Genomic DNA, 23740 nt, shown 5'->3' with positions numbered 1-23740 from the left:
AAATTATGGCTAAAAAAGAAGAGCTGGAATGTTCGTTTTGTAAGCGAAAAAAAGATGAAACAAATTTGCTCATCGCAGGTATCGATGCGCATATTTGTGATAGATGTATAGAGCAGGCTCACGGGATCGTCTTAGAAGAAATTGCCGAGTCGAAAAAAGATAAATCAGGTGCAGATTTTGTTATCAAGAAGCCCTCAGAAATTAAAGACTTTTTAGATCAATATATTATTGGACAAGATCAGGCGAAAAAAGTAATGTCTGTAGCTGTTTATAACCATTACAAAAGGTTAAAGCAAAAAGTTGGCAAAACAGAGGATGTTGAAATTGAGAAAAGCAATATTGTGTTGGTAGGAGAAACGGGTACCGGTAAAACCCTTATTGCAAGAACGATAGCAAAAATGTTAGACGTGCCATTTGCCATAGTTGACGCAACGGTTTTAACCGAAGCTGGATATGTCGGTGAGGATGTAGAAACAATTTTGACTCGTTTGTTACAAGCGGCTGATTATAATGTGGATAAGGCAGAGAAAGGAATTGTTTTTATTGATGAAATAGATAAAATTGCACGCAAAGGTGATAACCCTAGCATCACACGTGACGTTTCCGGGGAAGGTGTACAGCAGGCCCTTTTAAAATTATTAGAGGGTACGGTGGTTAATGTTCCACCCAAAGGTGGAAGAAAACATCCCGATCAGAAATTTGTAGAAGTAGACACAAAAAATATTTTGTTTGTGGCAGGTGGTGCCTTTAGCGGTATCGATAAACTCATCAGCAAACGTCTCAATATGCAAGCCGTTGGCTATGGTGCTTCGAAAGCTGGTGATGACGTAGATAATCACGATATTTTGCAGTATGTACTGCCTTCAGATTTAAAATCTTTTGGCTTGATACCTGAAATCATCGGAAGATTGCCTGTGCTCACTTATATGAAATCATTAGATAGAGACACTTTGAGATCTATCCTTACAGATCCGAAAAATGCATTGGTAAAACAGTATAAAAAGTTGTTTGAAATTGATGGTATCGATTTTACTATTGATGAGAAAGCCTTGGATTATATTGTAGATAAAGCATTAGAATATAAGCTCGGTGCGAGAGGTTTACGGTCTTTGTGTGAAGAAATTTTGACAGATGCCATGTTCGAACTTCCTGGTTCTGACGAAACGAAATTAAGAGTTACAAAGTCTTATGCTCAGGAGAAATTAAATGTGAATACGCTTAAAAAATTGAAAGCGGCCTCTTAAAAAACATGACACCGTCTCGTAAGACGGTGTTTTTTTTATCTTTATCTTTCAGTTTTATTATTCCATGATTTCAAGAAATACCATCGATAAAGTTTTTGAAATTGCTAGGGTAGAAGAGGTTATTGGCGATTTTGTCAACCTCAAAAAATCCGGAAGCAATTATAAGGGTCTTAGTCCTTTTGTTGACGAAAAAACTCCTTCGTTTATGGTATCGCCTGTAAAACAAATCTGGAAAGATTTTAGTTCCGGCAAAGGAGGTAATGCAGTTACTTTTTTGATGGAGCACGAGCATTATACATACCCGGAAGCCATTCGTTTTTTGGCCAAGAAGTATCAAATTGAGATTGAAGAAACTGTTCAAACAGATGAGCAAAAAGCGCAAGCTGATGAACGTGAAAGTATGTATTTGCTAAGTGAATTTGCCAAAAATTATTTTCATAAAAATCTGCTTGAAACTCAAAAAGGGAAAGCGATTGGTCTTAGTTATTTTAGGGAAAGGGGTTTTACGGCAGAAACGATTAAAAAATATGAGTTGGGCTATTCTTTAGATGAATGGTCAGCTTTTACAGATTACGCCTTAGAAAAAAAATATAAGCTCGATTTTCTTCAAAAAACTGGATTGACCATTGTTAACGAGCAAAAGCAGTTCGATCGATTCAAAGGTCGTGTGATGTTCCCCATTCATTCTATGAGCGGTAGAGTACTAGGGTTTGGAGGGAGAACACTTCTTAAAGATGCAAAAGTTGCGAAATATGTAAATTCTCCTGAATCTGATATTTACCATAAAAGCAAGGTGCTTTATGGCTTGTACCAAGCAAAGCAAAGTATTGCTCAAAAAGATTTATGTTTTTTGGTTGAGGGTTATACAGATGTTATTTCATTACATCAAGCGGGAATTCATAATGTTGTAGCCTCCTCTGGAACTGCTTTAACACCTGATCAGATTAGGTTGATCAAAAGACTTACACCCAATGTAACCGTCCTGTTTGATGGTGATGCTGCCGGAATTAGAGCTTCTCTTCGTGGGATTGATCTTATTTTAGAGCAGGGTCTCAATGTTAAAGTAGTGACTTTTCCAAATGGCGAAGATCCAGATAGTTTTGCGAAACAGAGAGAAACCGAAGAAATTATAGTTTTTTTAGAAGAAAACGCTAAAGACTTTATCAGATTCAAAACCTCACTTTTACTGGAGGAAGCTCAAAATGATCCTATTAAAAAAGCGGGTTTAATAAGGGATATAGTGCAGAGTATTGCCAAAATTCCGGATAATATTCAAAGGGAAGTGTATGTGCAAGAATGTTCTCATTTGTTGGACATTTCTGAAGCGGTTTTATTTAGCGAATTAGCGCAAATCCTTAAAAGAAATCAACAAAATCCTTCAGATGTTCAATCGCTTCAGCCTGCTTTTACCGGGGTTAAAGTGGAGAAAAAAAAGCAACCTAAGATTGATCAGTTGTATTTGTTAGAGAAAAAGATCATTGAGATTTTACTTCTGTTTGGTAATGAAACTGTGGATTTTGTCGATTATGAATTAGATCCTGAAAATGGCAGTAAACCCAAAAAAATTGTCATTCAAAACAAAGTTTCATACGAAATTTATACCCAACTTCAAGATGATGAAATAGAGTTTACAGACGATGTGTTTAAAAAAATATATTTCGAAATTATTCATCAACTCAATCAAAACAAAGAGGTTTCTTCAGATTTTTTTACACAGCACGAAGACCTAAATCTAGGTTCAGCGGTAAGCGATATTTTAATGGAAGATGAAAAGCATGTGCTAAGTGATTGGGGTAGAAAAGATATTCAGGTAAAGCCAAAAGAAAGGAACTTGAATAAATTAGTGTTAGATGTGATTTATAACTTGAGAAGGATTTTAATTGAGCAAAAAATTCAATCTATCGGCGAAGAATTAAAAACAGTTGAGATTGAAAATGAAGAAATTGATCTTCGTATGGAAAAATTAGATACTATCATGGAATACAATAACCTCAAAAAATTATTGTTCGAAAAACTAAATAGAGTAATTTAATTTATTTGAGTATTTCAGGAATTTCGCAAACAGGTATAGGTTTCATTTTATGTTGATTCGCTCTGTTTAACTTCGTGTAAATTTCTAATACTTCTCTTTTTCTACCTTCAAAATCCTTGGTTAACTTGCCTTTATCAACCTCATTCATCGCCCATTCTAATTCGTCATAACTGGCGCCTAACTGATCTTCATCAGTTCTGGAATCGCCAAATAAACCATCTGTGGGCTGAGCTTTTTGAATAGAAACAGGAACTTTTAAAAATTCTGCTAATTGGTAAACTTCAGACTTCATCAAATCCGCGATCGGACTTATATCAACCCCGCCATCGCCGTATTTGGTGTAAAATCCAACTCCAAAATCTTCCACTTTGTTTCCGGTACCTGCAACTAAATAACCATGAATTCCAGCAAAATAATACAAAGTAGTCATGCGCAGTCTCGCTCGCGTATTGGCCAAAGAAAGGTCAGTTTTCGCTTCTGAGTTGCCCTTTGGGACTGCCGATTTGAACGATTCGAAAACGGGTGTAAGATCTACAAATTCCGAGCACACATTTTTATAGTTTTCTTTTAATTGCGTGATATGTTCTTTGGCGCGATTTACTTGATTGATACCTTGATGAATTGGCATTTCCAAACAAAGTGTTGGCAAACCTGTTTTTGCACATAAAGTAGACGTAAGGGCAGAATCAATTCCACCAGAAACCCCTACAACAAAACCTTTTACTTTTGCGTTTTCAGCATAATCTTTTAACCAATTGATGATGTGATTCGCAACCTTTTCTGTGTTCATAATGAAAGTATTTAGTAGTTTTGTCGAGCAAAAATAAACAAAATATTTTTGAATTAATTAATCGAATAACGTGAAGAAACTCTTGTTTTTATTGGTCTTGCTAGCAGTTTTTGGCTGTAATCAGAAGAAAAGTCCTGTTGTAGATATAAGCAATATTGAAGTAGATATGCAAGTAAAACGCTTTGAGCAAGTGTTTTACGACCAGAATGTTGCTTTAAACGATTTGAAGATGGAATATCCCTATCTATTTCCGGCACAATTTCAAGATTCGGTTTGGTTAAATAAAAGAAAAGATCGAGATGAATTGGAATTATTCGCGGAAACAGAAAAATTATATGCAGATTTTAATGTTAAAGAAAAGGAATTATCCTCTCTATTTAAGCACATTACCTATTATTTTCCAAAGTTTAAGAGTCCGAAAGTTGTTACACTTCTCACCAATATTGACCCAGATAACAAAGTTATTTTAACAGATAGTTTGTTGCTCATTTCATTGGATCATTATTTGGGAGAAGATCATGTTTTTTATGGAGGATTTCCAAAATACATCAAAAGAAATAATACACCGGAGCATTTAATTGTTGATGTTGGTAATGAATTTGCTAAAAAAATTATAAAACCTTCTCCCGACAGAAGTTTTGTATCCAGAATGATTCAAGAAGGGAAGAGAATTAAATTATTGGAAGCTTTTTTGCCAGAAACACCGATTGCAGAAATTTTGGGCTTTGATGATGGGCAAATGATTTGGCTGAATGATAATGAAGGAGATATTTGGAAATATTTTATTGAAAATCAGATGATTTATAGCAATGACACGGAACTTTCTGAGCGATTTATTTTTGATGCACCCTTTTCAAAATTCTATTTGGCAAATGATCAAGATTCCCCCGGAGGTATTGGTAAATGGTTTGGCTATCTTATTGTTTCCGGTTTTTTAGAAAATACTGATGCTACTTTATTAGAATCTTTGAATACCAACAACGAAGAAATATTTAAAAAATCTAAATACAAGCCTAAAAAGGCATAAACATTATATAAACATGGCTGTTAAATACAAATCAAATATCAAGATAAGAGTAGGTTTAGATGAGAACAAGGTGCCCGAAGAAATTTTTTGGAGTGCAGAAGACGGAAATATTCAGAATATGGAGGCAAGAGCTGCTTTCTTATCCGTCTGGGATGCTAAAAATAAAGATACCTACAAAATAAATCTCTGGACCAAAGATATGCCTGTTGATGATATGAAAAGGTTTTATCATCAAATATTGGTCTCAATGGCAGAATCCTTTGAAGTATCTACAGGAGATGATAGAATGAGTGCCACCATGAAAGATTTTTGCGCGTATTTCGCAGAAAAAACAGGGATTATCAAGTAGTTTTAACGTTTTAACAAGCTTAAAATTTGCATATAATCTTCATTTTTGTTTACAAAATCTAAGCCTGAGACATCAACGACCAATGTGTTGAGATTTTCCTCTGTTTTGATGAAATTGGTATATGCCGTTTGGATTTTTTCCAAATAGTCACTTTGAATATTTTGCTCGTAAGGTCTTCCTCTTTTTTTGATATTAGCTAAAAGCTGATCTGTATCTTGGTAAAGAAATACATAAATATCTGGTTTAGTTATTTCTTTGTACATGATGTCGAACATCTTACGGTATAAGTTATATTCTTCCTTAGGTAAAGTAACTTGCGCGAAAATCAAGGATTTAAAAATATAATAATCAGAGACGATAAAGTTTTTGAATAGATCGAATTGAGAAAGGTCTTCAGTTAATTGATGATATCTGTCAGCCAAAAAACTCATTTCTAATGGAAATGCATAGCGTTCACCATCTTCGTAGAATTTAGGTAAAAATGGATTGTCAGCAAACCTTTCCAACACTAATTTTGCATTAAAATCATCACCTAACTTTTTTGCCAAACTTGTTTTTCCAGAACCAATATTTCCTTCAATAGCGATATAATTATACTTTTCAAAAAGTGAAATAGGTCGAGTTAATTTCTGATCAGTTTTTAAAATTTCTGTCTGGTCATCACAATTTTTTAAAATATTTGAAATCGAAATTTTAGATATCGGATGAATGAAATTTGGAGCGATTTCTGTCAAGGGAACTAGTACAAATTTTCTTTTAGACAAATGAGGATGAGGGACTAATAAAGTATTGCTAAAAATAATTTCATCATCAAAAAACAGTATGTCAATATCGATGGTTCTTGCCTGATAAGATTTGTCTTTAGATCTTTGTCTACCGAGTTCATTCTCAATGATAAGTATTTTTTCGAGAAGAGCTTCCGGATTTAGATAAGTGCTCAATTTTAAGCAAATATTATAGAAATTCTCACTTTCAAAACCCCAAGATTTTGATTCGTAGATGGATGAAATTATTGAGACATGACCACATTTTTCAGCGAGCAAATTTATCGCAGACTGTAAATTTTGTAGCCGGTCCCCCAGATTTGAGCCAAGAGATAAGTATGTATTTCTAACAATTCTCACAATAGAAATGCAAAGAAAACAATTCGGTTTCAGAAATATTTAAAAAGTAGATTTAAATTTTATTTTCGTTGTAACAAAAAAGGCTATTACCCGACTTATACCTTGAATTATTCTACTAAATAAAATTTATATGACCTTCTTACGCGAATTACTAGCGGTGATCTTAGGATTTTTTATTTCTATGTTTATTATGTTTTTTGTCTTTGCCATGATTGCTTCCGTTTTGGGTTCGCAATTTGGAGGGGATGACATAGTAACAGTGAAAGAGAATAGTGTGCTTACACTTAAGTTAGATGCGCAGATTAAAGATTATGCACCCAATATTGATGATCCTTTTGCCATGATCCTCGGCTTAAATGAGAAAAGAATGGGATTGAATGAAATGGTGAATGCCATTGAAAATGCCAAAACAGACGACAATATCAAAGGTATAAGCATTGAAGTGCTCAATATTAATGCAGGTATTTCTCAGGTTCAAAGTTTAAGAGATAAGATTCAAGAATTTAAAGAAACCGGAAAATTTGTGTATGCATATGCAGATATGTACCCTCAAAAAAGTTTTTATTTTGGGTCTGTAGCTGACTCAATGTTCATAAATCCAGTTGGAGGGATAGAATTTAAAGGATTGAGCAGTGAAGTAATCTATTTAAAAGATTTTCAAGATAAATTTGGTTTTAAACTAGAAGTGGTTAGACACGGAAAATATAAAAGTGCGGTTGAACCCTTTTTAGCAAATGAAATGAGTGCCGAAAATAGAGAGCAAACAAAATCCTTTTTACAGTCTATTTGGGATGAAATGATTGAAGATATTGGATATAGCAAAAATAAAACTTCCGAGGAGTTGAATAATATCGCTGATGAATTACAAGCCAGAAATCCTGAACTCGCGCTTACTTCCACTATGGTTCATGGATCTATTTATAAAGATCAATATCGAGAAAAATTAAAGAACAGAGTTGGTGTTGAAGATGTAGAGGATGTAAATTATGTCACTTTAAAGAAATATATTGAATCTGGAAAGGGCAGAATAAAATCTACGGCAAAAGATAGAGTTGCAGTTATTTATGCCCAAGGCGAAATTATTTATGGTGAAGGGGATGAAAATACACTAGGACAGGATTTGATTATTTCAGCTTTGAAACAAGCGAAGAAAAATCCTAGTGTCAAAGCGATTGTTTTGAGAATTAATTCACCAGGAGGTAGCGGTTTGGCTAGTGATATTATGTGGAGGGAGCTTGAACTTATCTCTGATAAGATGCCCTTGGTTGTTTCTATGGGAGATGTAGCGGCATCTGGAGGGTATTATATGGCTTGTAATGCAGATTACATTTTTGCCGAACCAACTACGATTACCGGTTCGATTGGTGTCTTTGGTATTTTACCAAACCTGAGCAAATTTGTTGGCGATATCGGAATAAATGCAGAGCAAGTAGGCACTAATAGACAATCCAGTGGATACAGTATTTTTGAGCCCATGAATCCTGAATTTTATGGCAATGTTCAAAGTGATATCAATGATTTTTATCAAACCTTTGTTCAGAAGGTGGCTGACGGTAGAAATATGACGTTTGCAGAAGTAGATAGTGTTGCCCAAGGAAGGGTTTGGACAGGTACACAGGCACAGAAAATTGGTTTAGTAGATGAATTGGGTAGTTTGGAAGATGCCATAGAAAAAGCTGCTAACTTAGCTGATTTATCTAGTTATCAGGTACGTAATTATCCGGACTATCAAAAGGAGTTTAAGGATGCTTTTAAAGGCATGAGTTTTATCAGATCTTCAAAAGAAAAGTTACTTCAAAGTGAATTAGGCGAGCAAAATTACAAGATTTATAAGCAAATAGACGAATTCTCAAATTGGAAAGGTGTCCAGGCTAGAGTTCCGTTTTTATTCACTATAAATTAATTATTGTACGATTTTCTTCAATTCACTTCGATAGTTCGAAGCACTTTTTCCGGTAATTTCTTGAAATGTTTTGTTGAAATGGGAAAAGTTGTTAAAGCCACATTCGTAACAGATCTCTGTTATACTCATTTGACTTTCATTCAATAATTTAGTGGCATGAACTACGCGATATTCATTTACCAGCTTCGTAAAAGTCTTACCTGTAGATTTTTTGAAATACCTACAAAAGGCAGGTACCGTCATGCTTACCTGATCGGCAATATCATCTAATGTTATTTGGCTCTGAAAATGACTGTTTACATATTTAAAAATGGTATCAATTTTCGCACTGTCTTGGGGTTCTGTTTCAAAAGCGAATCCATCAACATTTAGCAAGACATAATCATTTGCCTTAGACAGATCATGTAAGATTTCTAATAATTTTAAAACTCTAGCAAAACCTTCTAGCTCAGTTAATCCTTCAATTTTAGGACCAACTAATTTTTTTGTTTCAGGTTTAAAAAGAATTCCTTTTTTTGCTTTTTCAAGTAGGTTAGAAATATTATTCGCTTCGGGTAGATTAAAAAACCCATTACCCAAAAAATCAGGTTTAAACTGCACTACGGTTTCTGATCCAGTTGATGTTAACCTGTCGGTAAAACCATTGTGTGGCAAATTAGCACCTAATAATATAAGCTGACTATTGTTGAAATAAGATAAATGATTGCCTATATGTCTTTTTCCTGCACCTTTATTTACATAGACTAATTCAATTTCCGGGTGAAAATGCCAAAAAGGAAATTTACTATGGATTTTTTCAGTATGTTTTCTTACCAGAATCGAACTTCCAAAACTCGGACTAACCTTTTCTAATAAGGGTTTAGTTGCTTTCATAACTCATGTTTACGATGCAAATTTACGTAAAGCACATTAAACTAATTATACTCTATTAACCTAAAAGTATGTTAAATTAACAATATTAAGTCAGAGTTAAGTTATGGGTGTTAAAATAACATACAAATTGATTAAAATCCCTGTAGCGGGGTAGGGTTATGTGCCATACATTTGTCCTATCTAAAAAAACTAAAAAAATCAGTATTATGAAAACAATTATTAAAAACACATTTGTACTAGCATTGATGTTAAGTGCAACGATGATTATGGCAAGGGATATTGAAAATCCTAAAAATGAGTCCATTGAAAAAATTGCACCTGTAAAATTCAGTAACTTAAAGAAGGGTACTCTTATTTCAATTAAAGACCAAAACGGAATAAGAATTTACAAAGAGGAAGTAAAGAAAGACGGAAATTATGCTAAGAGTTATAATTTATCTTCATTACCAGAAGGTAATTACAAAATTGAAGTCGAAGATAAGTCTATGGTCAAAGTAATCCCCCTTGAAATTACGCAAAGTGGTGTAACTGTTATAACAGATCTTGAATATATCATTATGAAACCGGTTGTTATTGCAAAAGATAACATGGTAACAGTTTCTAAATTATCTTTTAGTAAAGACAATTTTACAATTAGTATCCAAAATGGATCTGGAGATTTGATTTATTCTGAAAGTATTTCGAATCAAGTAAGTATTTCTAAAATGTTTGATTTTTCAAAGGCTGCTCCAGGGTCATACATCATTAGAATGGAAACAGAGGGTAGGGTATTTACAGAAACTATTCACTTTTAATTATAGAAAATTCATATTTTGTTCATAAATAGTTAGATTGAGAAGATGGGTGATTTTATCACCCATTTTTTTTGTATTTCACAAAACTATAGTCGTATTTATTTTTTTCATCCTTTTTATGATCTTCTCTTTCAATTTCAACCCAGATACTTTTATCAAAATTTGGAAAGAAAGCATCGCCATCAAAATTGTGATGTACCCAAGTAAGGTCCATTCTTTCTGCAAATTGAAGTGCTTGCTCGTAAATCTGAGCCCCACCTAGAATAAATGGATTATCATCTTCTTGTGAAAGTTGTAAAGCTTCTTCCAAAGAATGAACAACAAAGCAGTTTTCTGCTCTGTAATCTTTATTTCTTGTGATGATTATGTTCTTCCTTTTAGGTAAAGGTCCGTTTAGAGATTCAAAAGTTTTTCTACCCATGATCACACAATGACCAGCTGTAATTCTCTTGAATCGTCTAAGGTCTTCAGGTAAATGCCAAATCAATTGATTGTTTTTACCTAAAACATAATTGTCTGCTACCGCGGCGATTATTGTAATCATTTACATCGTAGATTCTTTCGAGTTTTCTGTTGACTCAGGATTAAATGTTCCTTTTTGTTCCAATTTTACTTCGAGTTTTTCTACTTTCTTTTGATGTTTTTTGATCAGCTTTTCAGTTTCAACTCTTTCCCATTCCTCACCAAAAAATCGATTGAATACAAAAACATTCAAGGTATGGATGATTAAAAAGAAAAGCCAGATCATAATGGCCCAGAAAAACCAATCTTTTTCTGGAAAAATATTCATGTATTTATTCAGAACGATAAAAAATACCGAACCGACTAAAAATAACATAAAGTGATAGTAGAGTCTTCGTTTTTGTTTGGTCCTGAGTCTCGCTTTTTCGTAGGTCTGATGAATTTCTGAAGGATCTAGGTTTGACATAACTACATTTCTTTGATCCATTCTTTTATGTATTCACTAAAATTTTCTCTGCTATTGTGCGAGTCGGTGCGATTATTATTGAGAAATGAATGATCGACAGAATCTTCTAGAGGAATCAATTTCTTTATAAACTCTTGGACTTTCATTAAAGATTGCTCATCATTTAACTGAACAATTTGTTGGATAAGGCTTAATTTAAGTTGTGAGGTATTCATATCTATATTTTATTGAATTAGACAGACACAGCTCCTTTAATATGGGGGTGTGGATTATAATTTACTAAGGTAAAGTCTTCAAAAGTAAAATCAAAGATATTTTTGATATCTGGATTTAAAATCATTTGTGGCAATTCTCTAGGCTCTCTGGTTAATTGTAAATCAATTTGCTCTTGGTGGTTGTTATAAATATGTGCATCGCCAAATGTATGTATAAATTCACCATAACCTAAACCAGTAACATGGGCAACCATCATAGTAAAAAGGGCATAACTGGCAATGTTAAATGGAACACCCAAAAAAACATCAGCACTTCTTTGATACAACTGACATGATAATTTTCCATCTGAAACATAAAATTGGAAAAAAGCATGACAAGGAGGAAGTGCGGCTTTTCCATTGGCAACATTTTCTGCAAAAGAGATTTTGGTATCCGGCAGAACACTTGGATTCCATGCAGAGACCATCATTCTTCTACTATCCGGATTAGTTTTAATGGTTTGAATTAGCTCGGTAATTTGATCAATGCCGTCTCCATTCCAATTTCTCCATTGATATCCGTAAACCGGACCTAAATCTCCGTTTTCATCTGCCCATGCATCCCAAATTTTAACTCCGTTATCCTTTAAATATTGAATATTCGTTTCTCCTTTTAAAAACCAGAGAAGTTCATGGATGATAGATTTTAAATGAAGTTTTTTTGTTGTAACCAAGGGGAAACCATCTTCTAAATTAAAACGCATTTGATACCCAAAAACACTTTTTGTACCTGTTCCGGTTCTATCGGTTTTTGAAATTCCATTATCTCTAACATGTTTTATAAGATCTAAATATTGCTTCATTTTTTTAGTTGTAATTAATTAACCTAAAATCATTCCTGCTATGGTTGCTGATAAAAGAGAGGCTAATGTGCCTCCAATAAGTGCCTTTATACCAAACTCGGATAAAGTTTTTCGTTGTGATGGTGCAAGAGATCCAATTCCACCAATCTGAATTCCAATAGAGGCAAAATTAGCAAATCCGCAAAGCATATAAGTAGCCATGATAACAGATTTTTGATATTTTAAATGCAATGGGTTTGCCATATTTTTGAGGTCGGCCAACTGTATATAACCCACAAATTCACTGGCGGCAAGTTTAATACCTAAAAGTTGACCCATAAGCATGGTATCTTCTTTGGCTACTCCAATCAACCACATCAATGGCGCAAAAATCGTTCCCAAGATCGCTTCAATAGACAATGTTTGGTAGGGAGAATGAGTGCTTATCCATTCATTTAGGTGGGTTAAACCACCAATTTTTCCTAAAATACCATTCAACATGGCAATAAATGCAACAAAAACCAATAACATCGCGGCTACATTGGCCGCAAGCTTTAACCCTTCGGTAGTTCCGTTAGCAATTGCATCCAATATATTTGAGCCGATTTGGTCTTGGGTAATCTCTATTTCACTATCAATTACTTCTGTTTGAGGATATAGCATTTTACTAATAACAATAGCCCCAGGGGCAGCCATAACCGAAGCTGCGAGTAAATGCTTTGCAAATTGTAAACGCAGTTCGGGATCATCTCCTCCTAAAAAACCGATGTATGCTGCCAATACACCACCAGCTACTGTTGCCATACCTCCAATCATCACTAATAATATCTCAGATCGATTCATTTTTTCGAGATATGCCTTAATCATCAGGGGTGCTTCGGTCTGCCCTAAAAAGATATTCCCGGCAACTGATAGACCTTCGGCGCCAGAAATGTTTAAAAGTTTAGTCAAAACCCATGCCATTCCTTTTACGATAAATTGAATGACACCAAGATAGAATAACAGCGATGTTAAGGCGGAAAAAAAGATAATTGTAGGTAAAATCTGAAATACAAAAACAAATCCAAAACTATCTTCGTTCATTAAACTGCCAAAAAGGAATTCACTCCCTGCTCTGGTATAATCGAGAATTTTTACAAATATTTTACCCAGAAATTCAAAAATACTTCTAATGAAGGGTACTTTTAATACGCCCACCGCTAGCAATAATTGTGCGGTTAAACCTATACCAACTGTTTTCCAGTTAATTTGTTTTTTGTTAGAACTAAATAGATAGGCTAACAACAAAAGTACAATCATCCCTAAAACTCCTTTCCACAATGATTGAAATGAAAAACCTTGATTTTCAATGATCAATTCATTGGTGGTTTGACCGAAAATAGATGTAGTTCCGAATGCGAGTAAAATAGCCAACCAAAATTTGCGCATAAACTTATTTTTATTCTCGTTTAGAAATTTCATCGCGCAATCTAGCAGCCAATTCGTAGTTTTCGTTTAATACGGCTTGTTCTAATTGTTTCTTTAATTCCTCTAAGCTTTCATCTTTAAGTGGATTGTCCTCCTCCAATTCATCATCAATATCAGCGATAAGATCTTCCATCTTAAATTTAGCTTGTTCCAATTTAGTTTGGTCTTTGATTTTTAATATAATCCCAGCCTTGTCTAAAATATTCTCAAAAGTAAAAATTGGAGACTGAAAACGGATGGCTAGAGCAATTGCATCAGAAGTTCTGGCATCTATGATCTCTTCAATTCCATCACTTTCACAAATTAAGCTGGAATAAAACACCCCGTCTACAAGCTTATGTATGATGACTTGTTTAATATGAATATTGAAACGATCTGCAAAGGTTTTAAACAAATCATGTGTTAATGGTCTAGGTGGTTTGATTTCTTTTTCTAAAGCAATTGCAATAGATTGGGCCTCAAAAGCTCCAATAATAATTGGCAATGTACGTTCACCATCATTTTCACTTAAAACTAGCGCATATGCTCCGCTCTGGGTTTGACTATAAGATATACCCTTTATGTTCAATCTTACTAAACTCACAATTAGAAAGTAATTAAATGGCGAAAATATTAATAAAAAATGAAAAAGGCTGCACAAATTCAGGACATATTTGGCCCAAATTCAAACAGCCTTGACTCTACCAATTTACGAAAAAATCGTTTATTGGTTACTTTTAAATACTTTTAATTTTTCTGTAAGCTTAGGAACAACCTCAAAAGCATCTCCTACAATACCGTAATCTGCTGCTTTAAAAAAAGGAGCTTCCGGATCTGTGTTGATCACAACTTTTACTTTTGAAGAATTCACTCCGGCCAAATGCTGAATCGCTCCGGAAATGCCAATTGCAATATACAAATTCGATGAAACAGGTTTTCCGGTTTGCCCAACATGCTCAGAATGAGGTCTCCAGCCTAGATCGGATACCGGCTTAGAACAAGCTGTAGCAGCACCCAGTACTCCGGCTAAATCTTCAACTAGACCCCAATTTTCAGGTCCTTTTAGACCTCTTCCTCCAGAAACAACGATATCGGCATCTGCAATGGTTACCTGACCTGATGTTTTTTCGACTAAAATTGATTTTAAATCGAAATCTTTATCATCTAACTTTGGCTCAAAAGAAACTTTTTCAGGATTTGTAGCCTCTTCTTTTAAACCAAAGGAATTTTTCGCTAAGCAAACAACTTTTTTATCCGAATTGATTGATGTGAATACAAAGCCTTTTGATGAAAATGCCATGCGTTTTACAACAAATGGGGCTATGGTTTCCGGTACAGAAATTGCGTTTGTCGCCATTCCGGCCTCTAACTGCACGGCTAACAACGGTGCTAGATATTTCCCGTTACTACTCGAATCAATCAAAATAATATCAGAGCTCTCCTGTTTGGCTACCTGGGCTAAGGCATCACTGTATGCCCTTGCCGAAAATGCATTAAGGCGGGAATCCTTTATTTTGACTATTTTATCTGCACCATATTGAGCTAATTCCTGATCCTCATCGGTGTTTATGGTGGCAACAATTAATTTTGATTGTGCTTTCTTGGCTACACTTTTTCCGTAAGAAATTAATTCTAAAGCTATTTTCTTAAATTTTCCTTCGGCGTGATCTGCAAATACTAAAACAGACATATTTTTTTATTTAAAAGTTATCATTAAATTACTTTGGCTTCGTTGTGTAGAAGTGATATTAATTCGTCCAAATTTTCGGCATCTATCATTTTACAGGCCGATTTTTGTTGTGGCTTTTCATACTTGGTCGATTCAGTTTTACTATTTTCATGGGTTGGTTCAACTACAGTTAATGGTTTTTGTCTCGCCATCATAATTCCTCTCATATTAGGAATTCTTAAGTCTTTTTCTTCAACCATACCTTTCTGACCAGCTAAAACCAATGGTAATTTAGCTTGCAAGATTTCTTTACCACCATCAATTTCGCGTGTTGCCTTTACAGAATCTCCATCTACCTCAAATCCAATACAGGCATTCACGAAGTCAAGTTCAAGCATCTGTGCAATCATACCTGGAACCATTCCACCATTGTAATCAATGGATTCTTTTCCGGCCAAGATCAGATCGAAATTTTCTTTTTTTGCATACGATGCAATCTCACCTGCAACAAAATAACCATCAGTAGGTTCGGCATTTATTCTCACCGCATTATCTGCGCCAATGGCTAAAGCTTTTCTTAAGGTTGGCTCTGTTGTTTGGTTGCCAACATTGAGTACTGTTACTGTAGCACCTTGCTTTTCTTTAAGCCACATAGCCCTTGTGAGCGCAAATTCATCGTAAGGATTGATAACAAATTGAACTCCATTTGCATCAAATTTAGTGTCATTATCAGAAAAATTAATTTTAGATGTTGTATCTGGGACATGACTTATACATACTAATACTTTCATATCTAATTGTGTTAATTCTCAAAATTTAAAGTTTACGAAGATAAAATAAAAATATCTAAAATACTATGCATGCATAATAAAAAATACTTAAAACTAATTTTTTAAACCTATTTTAAATCGCATCTTTTCCATAAAAAATATTTATTTTTGCACATCTTTTAGAACACGGATTATTTAATAACGGTTGGGTGATGGATGTTAGGATAAAGATAATTGATGTGTTGGTAATAAAATGAGTTTTTAAATTAAATCTTGGAAAATGAAAACAATTCAATTTAGAGAGGCAATCGCCGAAGCAATGAGTGAAGAAATGCGACGCGATGAATCTGTTTATTTAATGGGTGAGGAAGTTGCCGAATATAATGGAGCTTATAAAGCTTCTAAAGGAATGTTAGACGAATTTGGTCCTAAAAGGGTTATTGACACGCCTATTGCCGAATTGGGATTTTCTGGAATTGCTGTGGGTTCTGCGATGAATGGTAACAGACCTATTGTTGAGTTTATGACTTTTAATTTCTCTTTGGTCGGAATAGATCAAATTATTAATAATGCTGCAAAAATTAGACAAATGTCTGGTGGTCAGTTTCCATGTCCGATTGTTTTTCGTGGTCCAACAGGTAGTGCGGGTCAGTTAGGAGCTACGCATTCTCAAGCTTTTGAGAATTGGTATGCAAATACACCAGGACTGAAAGTGATTGTACCCTCAAACCCTTATGACGCAAAAGGCTTGCTGAAAGCTGCCATTAGAGATGACGATCCGGTTATATTTATGGAGTCGGAGCAAATGTATGGAGATAAGGGAGAAGTTCCAGAAGGAGAATATGTTTTGCCAATTGGTGTCGCAGATATCAAAAGAGAGGGAACAGATGTTACTGTAGTGTCGTTCGGTAAAATTATTAAAGAAGCTTATAAAGCTGCTGAAATACTTGAAAAAGAAGGGATTTCTTTAGAAATAATTGATTTAAGAACCGTTCGACCTATGGATCACGAGGCAATTTTTAACTCTGTTAAAAAAACAAATCGCTTGGTGATCTTAGAGGAGGCTTGGCCTTTTGCAAGTGTGGCAAGTGAAATTACCTATCAGGTACAAGAAAATGTGTTTGATTATTTAGATGCTCCTATTCAGAGAATTACTACAGCAGATACACCTGCACCTTTTTCACCTGTTCTATTGGAAGAGTGGTTGCCAAATGCAAACGATGTAATTGCAGCGGTAAAAAAAGTGATGTACGTAAAATAAAAACCATTTATAAATTTGAGAAAACCATCTTTCGGGATGGTTTTTTTGTTTATGAATGTCGCTAAAAGAATTGAGTATTAAGATTTAAAATGCTTATTTTTGGTACGTATTTATTAGATTGAGCAATTATCTAATTTGAATAATTAAAATATCATGGCAGAAAGTATCGATGAAAGTATGGCATTTAAGTTTGAGGTTGAGCCAGGTTTTTCAATCATTAAATTAAAAAATAATAGACCTATTGATAAGAACTTTTTTCATAAAGGAGATAGCAATGTTATACAAATGCATTTTGGAATTCAGGGTAGTTATCAATTAAATTTCAACAATGGAAATTACCATTTAGAGATCGGTGAGAATAATTCATACCTTATCTATAATCCACAAGTAAATCTTCCGGTTGATTTATTGTTGCATGCTCGCACAAGGGCTATAGTTTTGCTTATTTCTATTGATAAGTTCCATTCCTTTTTTACAAAAGAAGCTAATCTGATACATTTTCTGAATCCTGAAAATATTGAAAAAAAATACTATTTGGAAAAAGCATTAGAACCTTCTTTGATGATTGTTTTAAATCAAATTTATAATTATGGATTACATTCTTCCTTAGAAAAATTATACACCAGAGGTAAAGTATACGAATTGCTAAGTTTGTATTTCCATCAATCAGATGCCGATGATAAACAAAAATGTCCATATTTAGAAGATGATAATAATGTTGAAAAAATAAGATTAGCCAAAGAGATTTTGATAGATAATTTTGCCGAGCCTCCTACATTAACAGATCTAGCCAATCAAGTAAATCTGCCACTTCAATACCTCAAAGATGGATTTAAGCATATTTATGGGGAAACAGCTTTTGCTTTTTTATTTAATTATAAGATGGAATACGCTAGGAATCTTCTCACAACTAAAAAATATAATATTGCAGAAATAAGTTTTGAGGTAGGTTACAGCACTCCTAGCCATTTTATAGCGGCATTCAAGAAAAAATACGGATCTACTCCCAAGAAATATTTACAAAGTATTGGCGTTTAACAGTCGTATACTTTTTGAACAATCATTTCTCTAAGAAAACATTTGCTTTGGTATTAAAAACATTAATTTTGAACACCTTAATTTCCTTTCTTTTTTGAAAGGATTTTTTATGAAAGGCTTATGACTAAGAAAATTATTTTCTTTTTATTTTTTTCTGTGTTTTTACATTTTCAACTTTTTGCACAAGTAAGAGCTAGTGGAAGGGTAGTAGATGAGAACAATGAACCTGTACCCTTCGCCAATATTCTTCTTAAAGGTTCAATCAAGGGAACAGTTTCTGATGAAAATGGAAAATTCTATATTGAAGCAGATGAGTATTACAGTGAAATGGAAGTTACTTTTATGGGCTTCCAAAAGACCATTGTGCCTCTAGAGACAAATAATTATAATCTATTGGTTGTTTTAAAGGAAGACGCAGATCTGCTCAAGGAAGTCACTGTTTATTCTGGAAGGGTTAAGAATAAAGATAATCCTGCAATAGATATTTTAAAAAAGATTTGGGCGAAAAAGAGAAAGAACGGTTTAAATCTTTACAACCAATTTGAATACAGCAAGTATGAAAAAATTGAGTTCGACTTAAATAATATAGACGAAAAATTTAAATCGAGTAAGGTTTTTAAGGGCATGGAATTTATTTTCGATGAAGTGGATACTTCTTCCATCACAGGAAAACCCTATTTGCCAATTTTCATAAATGAATCGGCTTACAAAATTTATGGAACCAATACTATTCCAAAAAAATTCAATGAGGAACTGTTAGGAAATAAAAACTCCGGTTTCCAAGATAATCAAGGGTTAATTGCTTTCATAAAACAGCTATATGTTGACTATGATATTTATGAAAATTTTGTCAAATTTTTCGACAAAAGTTTTGCAAGTCCATTGTCAAAATTAGGCCCTCAAACCTATAACTACGTATTGGCCGATAGTTCATTTATTGAGAATAAATGGTGTTACAATATTGTTTTTTATCCACGAAGAAAGAATGAATTAACATTTAAAGGGAATTTTTGGGTGAATGATACCACTTTTGCCATCAAACAAATTGAAATGTACGCCAATAAAAGTGCCGATGTTAACTGGGTAAAAGAAGTGTATATCGAACAGGAGTTTGATGTAGTAAATGACAGTGTTTTTATACTTAAAAGAGATCACTTTATGAGTGATTTTGCTTTGAGGAGCAAAGACGAATCTAAAGGAGTATACGGTAAAAGAACAACTCTGTACGATAATCATCTATTCAATTTTAAACGTCCTGAAGAGTATTATAAAAAGAAAGTAATTCCTGATCAGGAGATATATCATAAAAATGATGATTTCTGGTCTGAGAATCGAATGGAAAAACTGAATGACGATGAAGTTGGAATCTATAAAATGTTAGATACACTTCAAACTGTAAAACGCTTCAAAGAATTAAATGGGATTGCTGAAATACTCACTTCGGGCTATTGGCAAGTGGCAAATGGTTTTGACTGGGGCCCTATTTATTCAACAATTGGTTTAAATGAGATCGAAGGTTTTAAATTGCGTGCTGGAGGTAGAACCTATTTTACTCAATCTGATATGTGGCGTTTCCAAGGCTATATTGCCTATGGTTTTGGAGATCGAAAATTTAAATATGGAATAGAAGGAAAATGGTTGGTAGAAAAAAATAAAAGAATTGTTTTATCTTTAGGAAACAGGCGTGATATAGAACAGTTAGGTGTAAGCCTAACCACTTCTAATGATGTGCTTGATAAAAGTTTCGCCTCAACTTCACTTTTTACAAGGGGAGATAACTCTTTTTTATCCGATGTAAATATTACAAATGGGAAAGTCTCCATTGAACCTCTAAAAAATGTAGAAATCAAGGTCGGTGGTACTTTGAAATCTCTAAAATCCGCAGATCAAAATGTATTTAATGCGAACTTTTTGGATGAGAACGGTAATATTAGGAGTGTGATTAACCAGGCTGAGGTGAGTATGAGTATTCAATATACACCAGGAAGAAAACCATGGGGATTAGGTGTTGATAGAGGGGTAAGTAACGAAGGGAGATACCCTACTTTATTTTTTAGTTACACAAAAGGTTTAGAAGGACTTTTTAATAGCGATTTTGATTACCACAAATTTCAGTTTTATTACGAACAGCCCTTTCAAATTGGTTTATTGGGTAGATCTAAGGCCTATTTTGAGATTGGAAAGACCTATCACGAAGTTCCACTATTACTACTCAATATTGTCCCTGGTAACCAAACTTATTTTACAGGTCAAAGACTTTTTGATCTTTTAGATTACTATGAATTTGTTACGGATGAATACGCCTCATTGCATTTAGAGCATAATTTTAATGGAAGAATTTTTTCTAAAATACCTTTAATACGAAAATTGCAATGGAGAGAAATAGTAGGGGTTAGAGGTGTAGTAGGAAATATTTCTGATGAGAATATTGCTTTAAATGCATCCGAAATTCAGTATTTGGCACCAGAAAAACTTTACTGGGAATACCATGTTGGGGTTGGAAATATATTTAAACTCTTGCGTTTTGACCTAGTTTATCGAGGTAGCTATAGAGATATTCCAGGGGCCACTAACTTTGCATTTAAAGCTGGTTTAGGATTTTATTTTTAACGATCAAAATACCAGTTGAACAAATCTGACCTAACACCAACTGTAAACCAAGTTGTTTGATCTTCTCTTACGATGCCAGCAGATTCTAATGGAGAGAAACCTCGATAAGTAAATCCTGCAAAAGCATTGAGATTTGTCACTGGATTAATGACATAACCAGCCTTTAATTCTGTAATAAAAATATTAGTGGTATTACCCTGGGCCACACTATTGTCATAATCAGAAAGTCTATCATTGTATGATTTATAGATATCGCCACCATAAGTCACGTTAGAGTTACTAAAATCGAATCCCTTTTCTCCGATTATAATTTTCATATCTCCATACCATCTGTCTTTTTGATAACGCGCAATGCCTGCAACTTCCCAAAAATTCCCTCCCCAGAGGTGAGAGATTGGTTGGTTGTAATGACCCGAGTTTAAAGGAATTTCACCATGTGCAAAAGTATAAGGCCTTACCCAATTGAACTCACCCTGCAACATTAGATTTTTAATTTTAAAGGCATCAAAAAATTTCCCTCCTAACTGAAAAGCAAATTTATTACCCCAATATCCTTCTCCACTAAAAACTTCATCAACAGTCATTTCGTCTACTAAAAATTGATTGTAAACAGAAATTCTTTCATTGATTTTATATTTCATATTCAAACCAATTTGAACATTTCCGCTTAAATCTCCACCGTTTGAAAACTCTACAGCGCGGTAAAAAATAATCGGATTAAAGAATGATACATCAAAGCCATTATAACTATTTTCATTCGTAATGACCGCCTCAAATAGCCCAATATTAAAGTTTTTGGTTACATTCCAACTCAAATGATGCATGGCAACATATTTCTGTAAATTGGTTCCATCATCAGTTGTGGTTCTTCTTACATCAGACATCCACATCCAGAGATTGGTATATTTTATTTTCCAGAAGTTGGTGCTTATTTTAAAGAAGGGATAGGGAGAGGCTACATCTGATAAAAAGAAAGTACGATATCCATCACCAATAAAATTCTTGCCATTACCAAATTGAAAGTTGAAGAATTCGTTTGGGGTGTAACTTAGATAAGCTTCTGCTACAGGGTAATCAAACCCACCTTCTTTAAAACTTTTAGCTTTTCCTCGGCCAGGTACAATGGCACTGGCACCAATTATTGGATTATATTCTCTGGTGGTCTCATTGATATATTGGGCAAACCTTCCTTGGCTTTCGTAAAAAGATGTTGAAAAGCTGAATTTTTTTCCTAAGCTACCTTGTATTTGGATCGCTCTTGTGTTGTTGTAAGTATAATCTATGTCAGAGTTATCTTTACCAATCTGGAAATCGAAAGCAGGGTTCACCGTAAACCAGTAATTTTTTCCTTTTACTAAAAACAAATGTTCATTCCACAATTTTCTACCAGCCCAGGTTTCTTTGTCTTTTAATATTGCATTTCTTTTTGCTTCGAGGTCGATATATGGCTTTACTTCGTTATACAAATAGGGTTTCGAAGCTGTATGGGTATTCTCATTTTGCTCTAAATGATATATGATATCATCATAACCTATGTGTGTAAATGGTATGTTTAATTCACTTTGGAATTCTGGAAATATACTAGTGTTTTGAATGGCATCTTCAATTTCCACTTTCTGTGTATCTTCAATCATGAATGGTTCAGAGACAACTGGTGTGGGTTTTGCGAGAACTTGGTATTCTTGCCCTGCTTTGTCTAAAGGGATTGAAATAGGTAATAAATATTGTTTTTCTATATTTCGGCTGTTATAGGTGGCAGGAACAATTTTGGGCAATGTATTAAATATTCGATTTACTTCGTCCTCAAGTTCCTGATACATCGCTGTCACATGTAAGACATTTATTTTACCTGTATTGTCAACAACAAAAATGACATTAACCTTTCCCTTGTAATTTTCTCGAATTGCTTTTTCTGGCACATTAAATTTAGAAATTACATCATTTTTGAGGCTAGTAAAAAAGCAAGCTTCTGTCTGGTTAGCGTCTAAATTCTCGCATCCGGGATAGATAGGAGGTTTTTCGATTTGGCCAAAAATTGAAGAACTAAATAAAAGTATAATTGCGAAAAGTAATCTGTTCATTTTATTTATTAACAAGTTTGATAGAAGCAATTTATGTCAGGCACAAAACTAATTTATTTTGGTAACAATGTTGTTCTTAAGGGCATATTTTTCATTGCTTTCAGGACAAATAGCTACCCCATCATCATTAAAATGTAACCTATGGCCGTAAGCACTTACCCAACCTATTTGTTTCGCAGGATTGCCAACCACAAGGGCATAAGGTAAAATTTCTTTGGTGACAACGCTTCCTGCACCTATCAAGGCATATTCTCCAATATTATTACCACAAACTATAGTAGCATTCGCGCCAATAGTAGCTCCTTTTTTAACCACAGTACGCATATATTCTTCTTTTCGATTGACAGCACTTCTCGGGTTAATGACATTCGTAAAGACCATAGAAGGTCCCAAGAACACATCATCCTCACAAATAACCCCGGTATAGATTGAAACATTGTTTTGAACTTTTACATTTTTGCCAAGTATTACATTAGGAGAAACTACTACATTCTGACCAATATTGCACTTTTCACCAATGGCACAATTCGGCATTATATGGCTAAAATGCCAAATTTTAGTTCCTTCACCAATTTCACAAGGTGAATCTATTACAGCGGATTCGTGGGCAAAAAAGTTTTTCTTATTCATAGAGATTTCTGTTAAATGAAAAAATAAAAATAATATATTTTACCCGTTCACTTTCACTTTAAAACAAAAGATGTTATAAATAAAAACTCGTGTTGAGAATTTTTACCAAATCTCAACACGAGTTATGTAACATTT

22 protein-coding genes are annotated in these 23740 nt (G+C 34.0%); 9 read left to right on the top strand and 13 right to left on the bottom strand.

All coding sequences use genetic code 11. The features are described from left to right. Window positions 1-5: 5 nt before the first annotated feature. Both clpX and dnaG read left to right on the top strand, forming a co-directional pair. The gene (gene clpX, locus ACFQ39_RS02745; RefSeq protein ID WP_377176205.1) at window positions 6-1244 is read left to right on the top strand and encodes an ATP-dependent Clp protease ATP-binding subunit ClpX; all 1239 of its coding nucleotides are present in this window, start codon (window positions 6-8) and stop codon (window positions 1242-1244) included. 64 nt (window positions 1245-1308) lie between these two features. Further along, window positions 1309-3276: a DNA primase gene (gene dnaG / locus ACFQ39_RS02740; RefSeq protein ID WP_377176203.1), complete on the top strand. Its 1968-nt coding sequence runs from the start codon at window positions 1309-1311 to the stop codon at window positions 3274-3276. 1 nt (window position 3277) lies between these two features. Here the strand turns inward: dnaG and nadE are convergent, their stop codons facing one another. Beyond that, window positions 3278-4066 carry an NAD(+) synthase gene (gene nadE / locus ACFQ39_RS02735; RefSeq protein ID WP_377176201.1) on the bottom strand — a complete coding sequence of 263 codons (789 nt, stop codon included), beginning with the start codon at window positions 4064-4066 and terminating at the stop codon, window positions 3278-3280. Window positions 4067-4136: 70 nt separating this feature from the next. Here nadE and gldB point away from each other — a divergent pair, with 70 nt between their 5' ends. Both gldB and gldC read left to right on the top strand, forming a co-directional pair. After that, a complete protein-coding gene (gene gldB / locus ACFQ39_RS02730) occupies window positions 4137-5093 on the top strand; it encodes a gliding motility lipoprotein GldB (RefSeq protein ID WP_377176199.1) in 957 nt (318 codons plus the stop codon). A gap of 13 nt (window positions 5094-5106) precedes the next feature. Then, window positions 5107-5442 (top strand): gliding motility protein GldC, encoded by a 336-nt coding sequence (gldC, locus tag ACFQ39_RS02725; protein ID WP_377176196.1) that lies wholly within the window; start codon window positions 5107-5109, stop codon window positions 5440-5442. A 2-nt stretch (window positions 5443-5444) separates the two neighbouring features. Here gldC and folK read toward each other — a convergent pair whose 3' ends face one another. Beyond that, window positions 5445-6566: a 2-amino-4-hydroxy-6-hydroxymethyldihydropteridine diphosphokinase gene (folK, locus tag ACFQ39_RS02720; protein ID WP_377176194.1), complete on the bottom strand. Its 1122-nt coding sequence runs from the start codon at window positions 6564-6566 to the stop codon at window positions 5445-5447. Between the two features lie 130 nt (window positions 6567-6696). Between folK and sppA the strand changes: the two genes are divergently transcribed. Then, window positions 6697-8469: a signal peptide peptidase SppA gene (sppA, locus tag ACFQ39_RS02715; protein WP_377176192.1), complete on the top strand. Its 1773-nt coding sequence runs from the start codon at window positions 6697-6699 to the stop codon at window positions 8467-8469. Here sppA and ACFQ39_RS02710 read toward each other — a convergent pair whose 3' ends face one another. After that, complete coding sequence (locus tag ACFQ39_RS02710) at window positions 8470-9342, bottom strand: AraC family transcriptional regulator (protein WP_377176190.1); 873 nt, start codon at window positions 9340-9342, stop codon at window positions 8470-8472. Window positions 9343-9548: 206 nt separating this feature from the next. On the opposite strand from ACFQ39_RS02710, the gene ACFQ39_RS02705 reads away from it, so the two are divergent. Then, entirely contained in the window at window positions 9549-10136 is a 588-nt protein-coding gene (locus ACFQ39_RS02705) for a hypothetical protein (RefSeq protein ID WP_377176188.1), read from the top strand. 58 nt (window positions 10137-10194) lie between these two features. Here the strand turns inward: ACFQ39_RS02705 and ACFQ39_RS02700 are convergent, their stop codons facing one another. The 8 genes from ACFQ39_RS02700 to ACFQ39_RS02665 form a co-directional block, all read right to left on the bottom strand. Then, the gene (locus ACFQ39_RS02700; protein ID WP_377176186.1) at window positions 10195-10680 is read right to left on the bottom strand and encodes a dihydrofolate reductase; all 486 of its coding nucleotides are present in this window, start codon (window positions 10678-10680) and stop codon (window positions 10195-10197) included. Beyond that, window positions 10681-11064, bottom strand: coding sequence for a 2TM domain-containing protein (locus ACFQ39_RS02695; protein ID WP_377176184.1), 384 nt, complete (start codon window positions 11062-11064; stop codon window positions 10681-10683). It abuts the gene before it with no gap. 2 nt (window positions 11065-11066) lie between these two features. Next, window positions 11067-11279: a hypothetical protein gene (locus ACFQ39_RS02690; RefSeq protein ID WP_377176182.1), complete on the bottom strand. Its 213-nt coding sequence runs from the start codon at window positions 11277-11279 to the stop codon at window positions 11067-11069. Between the two features lie 17 nt (window positions 11280-11296). Beyond that, window positions 11297-12121, bottom strand: a complete 825-nt coding sequence (locus ACFQ39_RS02685; RefSeq protein WP_377176180.1) for a thymidylate synthase — start codon at window positions 12119-12121, stop codon at window positions 11297-11299. Between the two features lie 18 nt (window positions 12122-12139). Then, complete coding sequence (locus tag ACFQ39_RS02680) at window positions 12140-13528, bottom strand: NupC/NupG family nucleoside CNT transporter (RefSeq protein ID WP_377176178.1); 1389 nt, start codon at window positions 13526-13528, stop codon at window positions 12140-12142. A gap of 10 nt (window positions 13529-13538) precedes the next feature. Next, on the bottom strand, window positions 13539-14150 hold the full coding sequence (locus ACFQ39_RS02675; protein ID WP_377176176.1) for a bifunctional nuclease domain-containing protein: 612 nt from the start codon (window positions 14148-14150) through the stop codon (window positions 13539-13541). A 120-nt stretch (window positions 14151-14270) separates the two neighbouring features. After that, window positions 14271-15236, bottom strand: coding sequence for an electron transfer flavoprotein subunit alpha/FixB family protein (locus ACFQ39_RS02670; protein WP_377176174.1), 966 nt, complete (start codon window positions 15234-15236; stop codon window positions 14271-14273). 23 nt (window positions 15237-15259) lie between these two features. Next, the gene (locus ACFQ39_RS02665; protein ID WP_377176172.1) at window positions 15260-16006 is read right to left on the bottom strand and encodes an electron transfer flavoprotein subunit beta/FixA family protein; all 747 of its coding nucleotides are present in this window, start codon (window positions 16004-16006) and stop codon (window positions 15260-15262) included. Between the two features lie 259 nt (window positions 16007-16265). On the opposite strand from ACFQ39_RS02665, the gene ACFQ39_RS02660 reads away from it, so the two are divergent. The 3 genes from ACFQ39_RS02660 to ACFQ39_RS02650 all read left to right on the top strand — a co-directional run bounded on the left by ACFQ39_RS02660 (window position 16266) and on the right by ACFQ39_RS02650 (window position 20894). Continuing rightward, complete coding sequence (locus tag ACFQ39_RS02660; RefSeq protein WP_377176169.1) at window positions 16266-17246, top strand: pyruvate dehydrogenase complex E1 component subunit beta; 981 nt, start codon at window positions 16266-16268, stop codon at window positions 17244-17246. 153 nt (window positions 17247-17399) lie between these two features. Then, entirely contained in the window at window positions 17400-18284 is an 885-nt protein-coding gene (locus ACFQ39_RS02655) for a helix-turn-helix transcriptional regulator (RefSeq protein ID WP_377176167.1), read from the top strand. A gap of 120 nt (window positions 18285-18404) precedes the next feature. Then, the gene (locus ACFQ39_RS02650; protein WP_377176165.1) at window positions 18405-20894 is read left to right on the top strand and encodes a DUF5686 and carboxypeptidase-like regulatory domain-containing protein; all 2490 of its coding nucleotides are present in this window, start codon (window positions 18405-18407) and stop codon (window positions 20892-20894) included. On the opposite strand, the gene ACFQ39_RS02645 is transcribed toward ACFQ39_RS02650, so the two are convergent. Beyond that, window positions 20891-22975 carry a gliding motility protein RemB gene (locus tag ACFQ39_RS02645; protein WP_377176163.1) on the bottom strand — a complete coding sequence of 695 codons (2085 nt, stop codon included), beginning with the start codon at window positions 22973-22975 and terminating at the stop codon, window positions 20891-20893. The genes ACFQ39_RS02650 and ACFQ39_RS02645 overlap by 4 nt on opposite strands. A gap of 48 nt (window positions 22976-23023) precedes the next feature. Further along, window positions 23024-23605: an acyltransferase gene (locus tag ACFQ39_RS02640; protein ID WP_377176162.1), complete on the bottom strand. Its 582-nt coding sequence runs from the start codon at window positions 23603-23605 to the stop codon at window positions 23024-23026. Between the last annotated feature and the right edge of the window lie 135 nt (window positions 23606-23740).

The organism is Namhaeicola litoreus (assembly GCF_042679565.1).
Taxonomy (GTDB): domain Bacteria; phylum Bacteroidota; class Bacteroidia; order Flavobacteriales; family Flavobacteriaceae; genus Namhaeicola; species Namhaeicola litoreus.
The sequence above is the reverse complement of the archived record's forward strand: the minus strand, read 5'-3'. Positions and strand labels throughout refer to the sequence as shown.

Coding starts and splice junctions, on each gene's coding strand:
- nadE (WP_377176201.1), bottom strand. CDS start 4,066: ATGAACACAGAAAAGGTTGCGAATCACATCATCAATTGGTTAAAAGAT.
- ACFQ39_RS02695 (WP_377176184.1), bottom strand. CDS start 11,064: ATGTCAAACCTAGATCCTTCAGAAATTCATCAGACCTACGAAAAAGCG.
- ACFQ39_RS02645 (WP_377176163.1), bottom strand. CDS start 22,975: ATGAACAGATTACTTTTCGCAATTATACTTTTATTTAGTTCTTCAATT.
- sppA (WP_377176192.1), top strand. CDS start 6,697: ATGACCTTCTTACGCGAATTACTAGCGGTGATCTTAGGATTTTTTATT.
- ACFQ39_RS02680 (WP_377176178.1), bottom strand. CDS start 13,528: ATGCGCAAATTTTGGTTGGCTATTTTACTCGCATTCGGAACTACATCT.
- clpX (WP_377176205.1), top strand. CDS start 6: ATGGCTAAAAAAGAAGAGCTGGAATGTTCGTTTTGTAAGCGAAAAAAA.
- ACFQ39_RS02670 (WP_377176174.1), bottom strand. CDS start 15,236: ATGTCTGTTTTAGTATTTGCAGATCACGCCGAAGGAAAATTTAAGAAA.
- ACFQ39_RS02685 (WP_377176180.1), bottom strand. CDS start 12,121: ATGAAGCAATATTTAGATCTTATAAAACATGTTAGAGATAATGGAATT.
- gldC (WP_377176196.1), top strand. CDS start 5,107: ATGGCTGTTAAATACAAATCAAATATCAAGATAAGAGTAGGTTTAGAT.
- dnaG (WP_377176203.1), top strand. CDS start 1,309: ATGATTTCAAGAAATACCATCGATAAAGTTTTTGAAATTGCTAGGGTA.
- ACFQ39_RS02710 (WP_377176190.1), bottom strand. CDS start 9,342: ATGAAAGCAACTAAACCCTTATTAGAAAAGGTTAGTCCGAGTTTTGGA.
- ACFQ39_RS02650 (WP_377176165.1), top strand. CDS start 18,405: ATGACTAAGAAAATTATTTTCTTTTTATTTTTTTCTGTGTTTTTACAT.
- ACFQ39_RS02665 (WP_377176172.1), bottom strand. CDS start 16,006: ATGAAAGTATTAGTATGTATAAGTCATGTCCCAGATACAACATCTAAA.
- ACFQ39_RS02655 (WP_377176167.1), top strand. CDS start 17,400: ATGGCAGAAAGTATCGATGAAAGTATGGCATTTAAGTTTGAGGTTGAG.
- ACFQ39_RS02660 (WP_377176169.1), top strand. CDS start 16,266: ATGAAAACAATTCAATTTAGAGAGGCAATCGCCGAAGCAATGAGTGAA.
- ACFQ39_RS02640 (WP_377176162.1), bottom strand. CDS start 23,605: ATGAATAAGAAAAACTTTTTTGCCCACGAATCCGCTGTAATAGATTCA.
- ACFQ39_RS02705 (WP_377176188.1), top strand. CDS start 9,549: ATGAAAACAATTATTAAAAACACATTTGTACTAGCATTGATGTTAAGT.
- ACFQ39_RS02690 (WP_377176182.1), bottom strand. CDS start 11,279: ATGAATACCTCACAACTTAAATTAAGCCTTATCCAACAAATTGTTCAG.
- ACFQ39_RS02700 (WP_377176186.1), bottom strand. CDS start 10,680: ATGATTACAATAATCGCCGCGGTAGCAGACAATTATGTTTTAGGTAAA.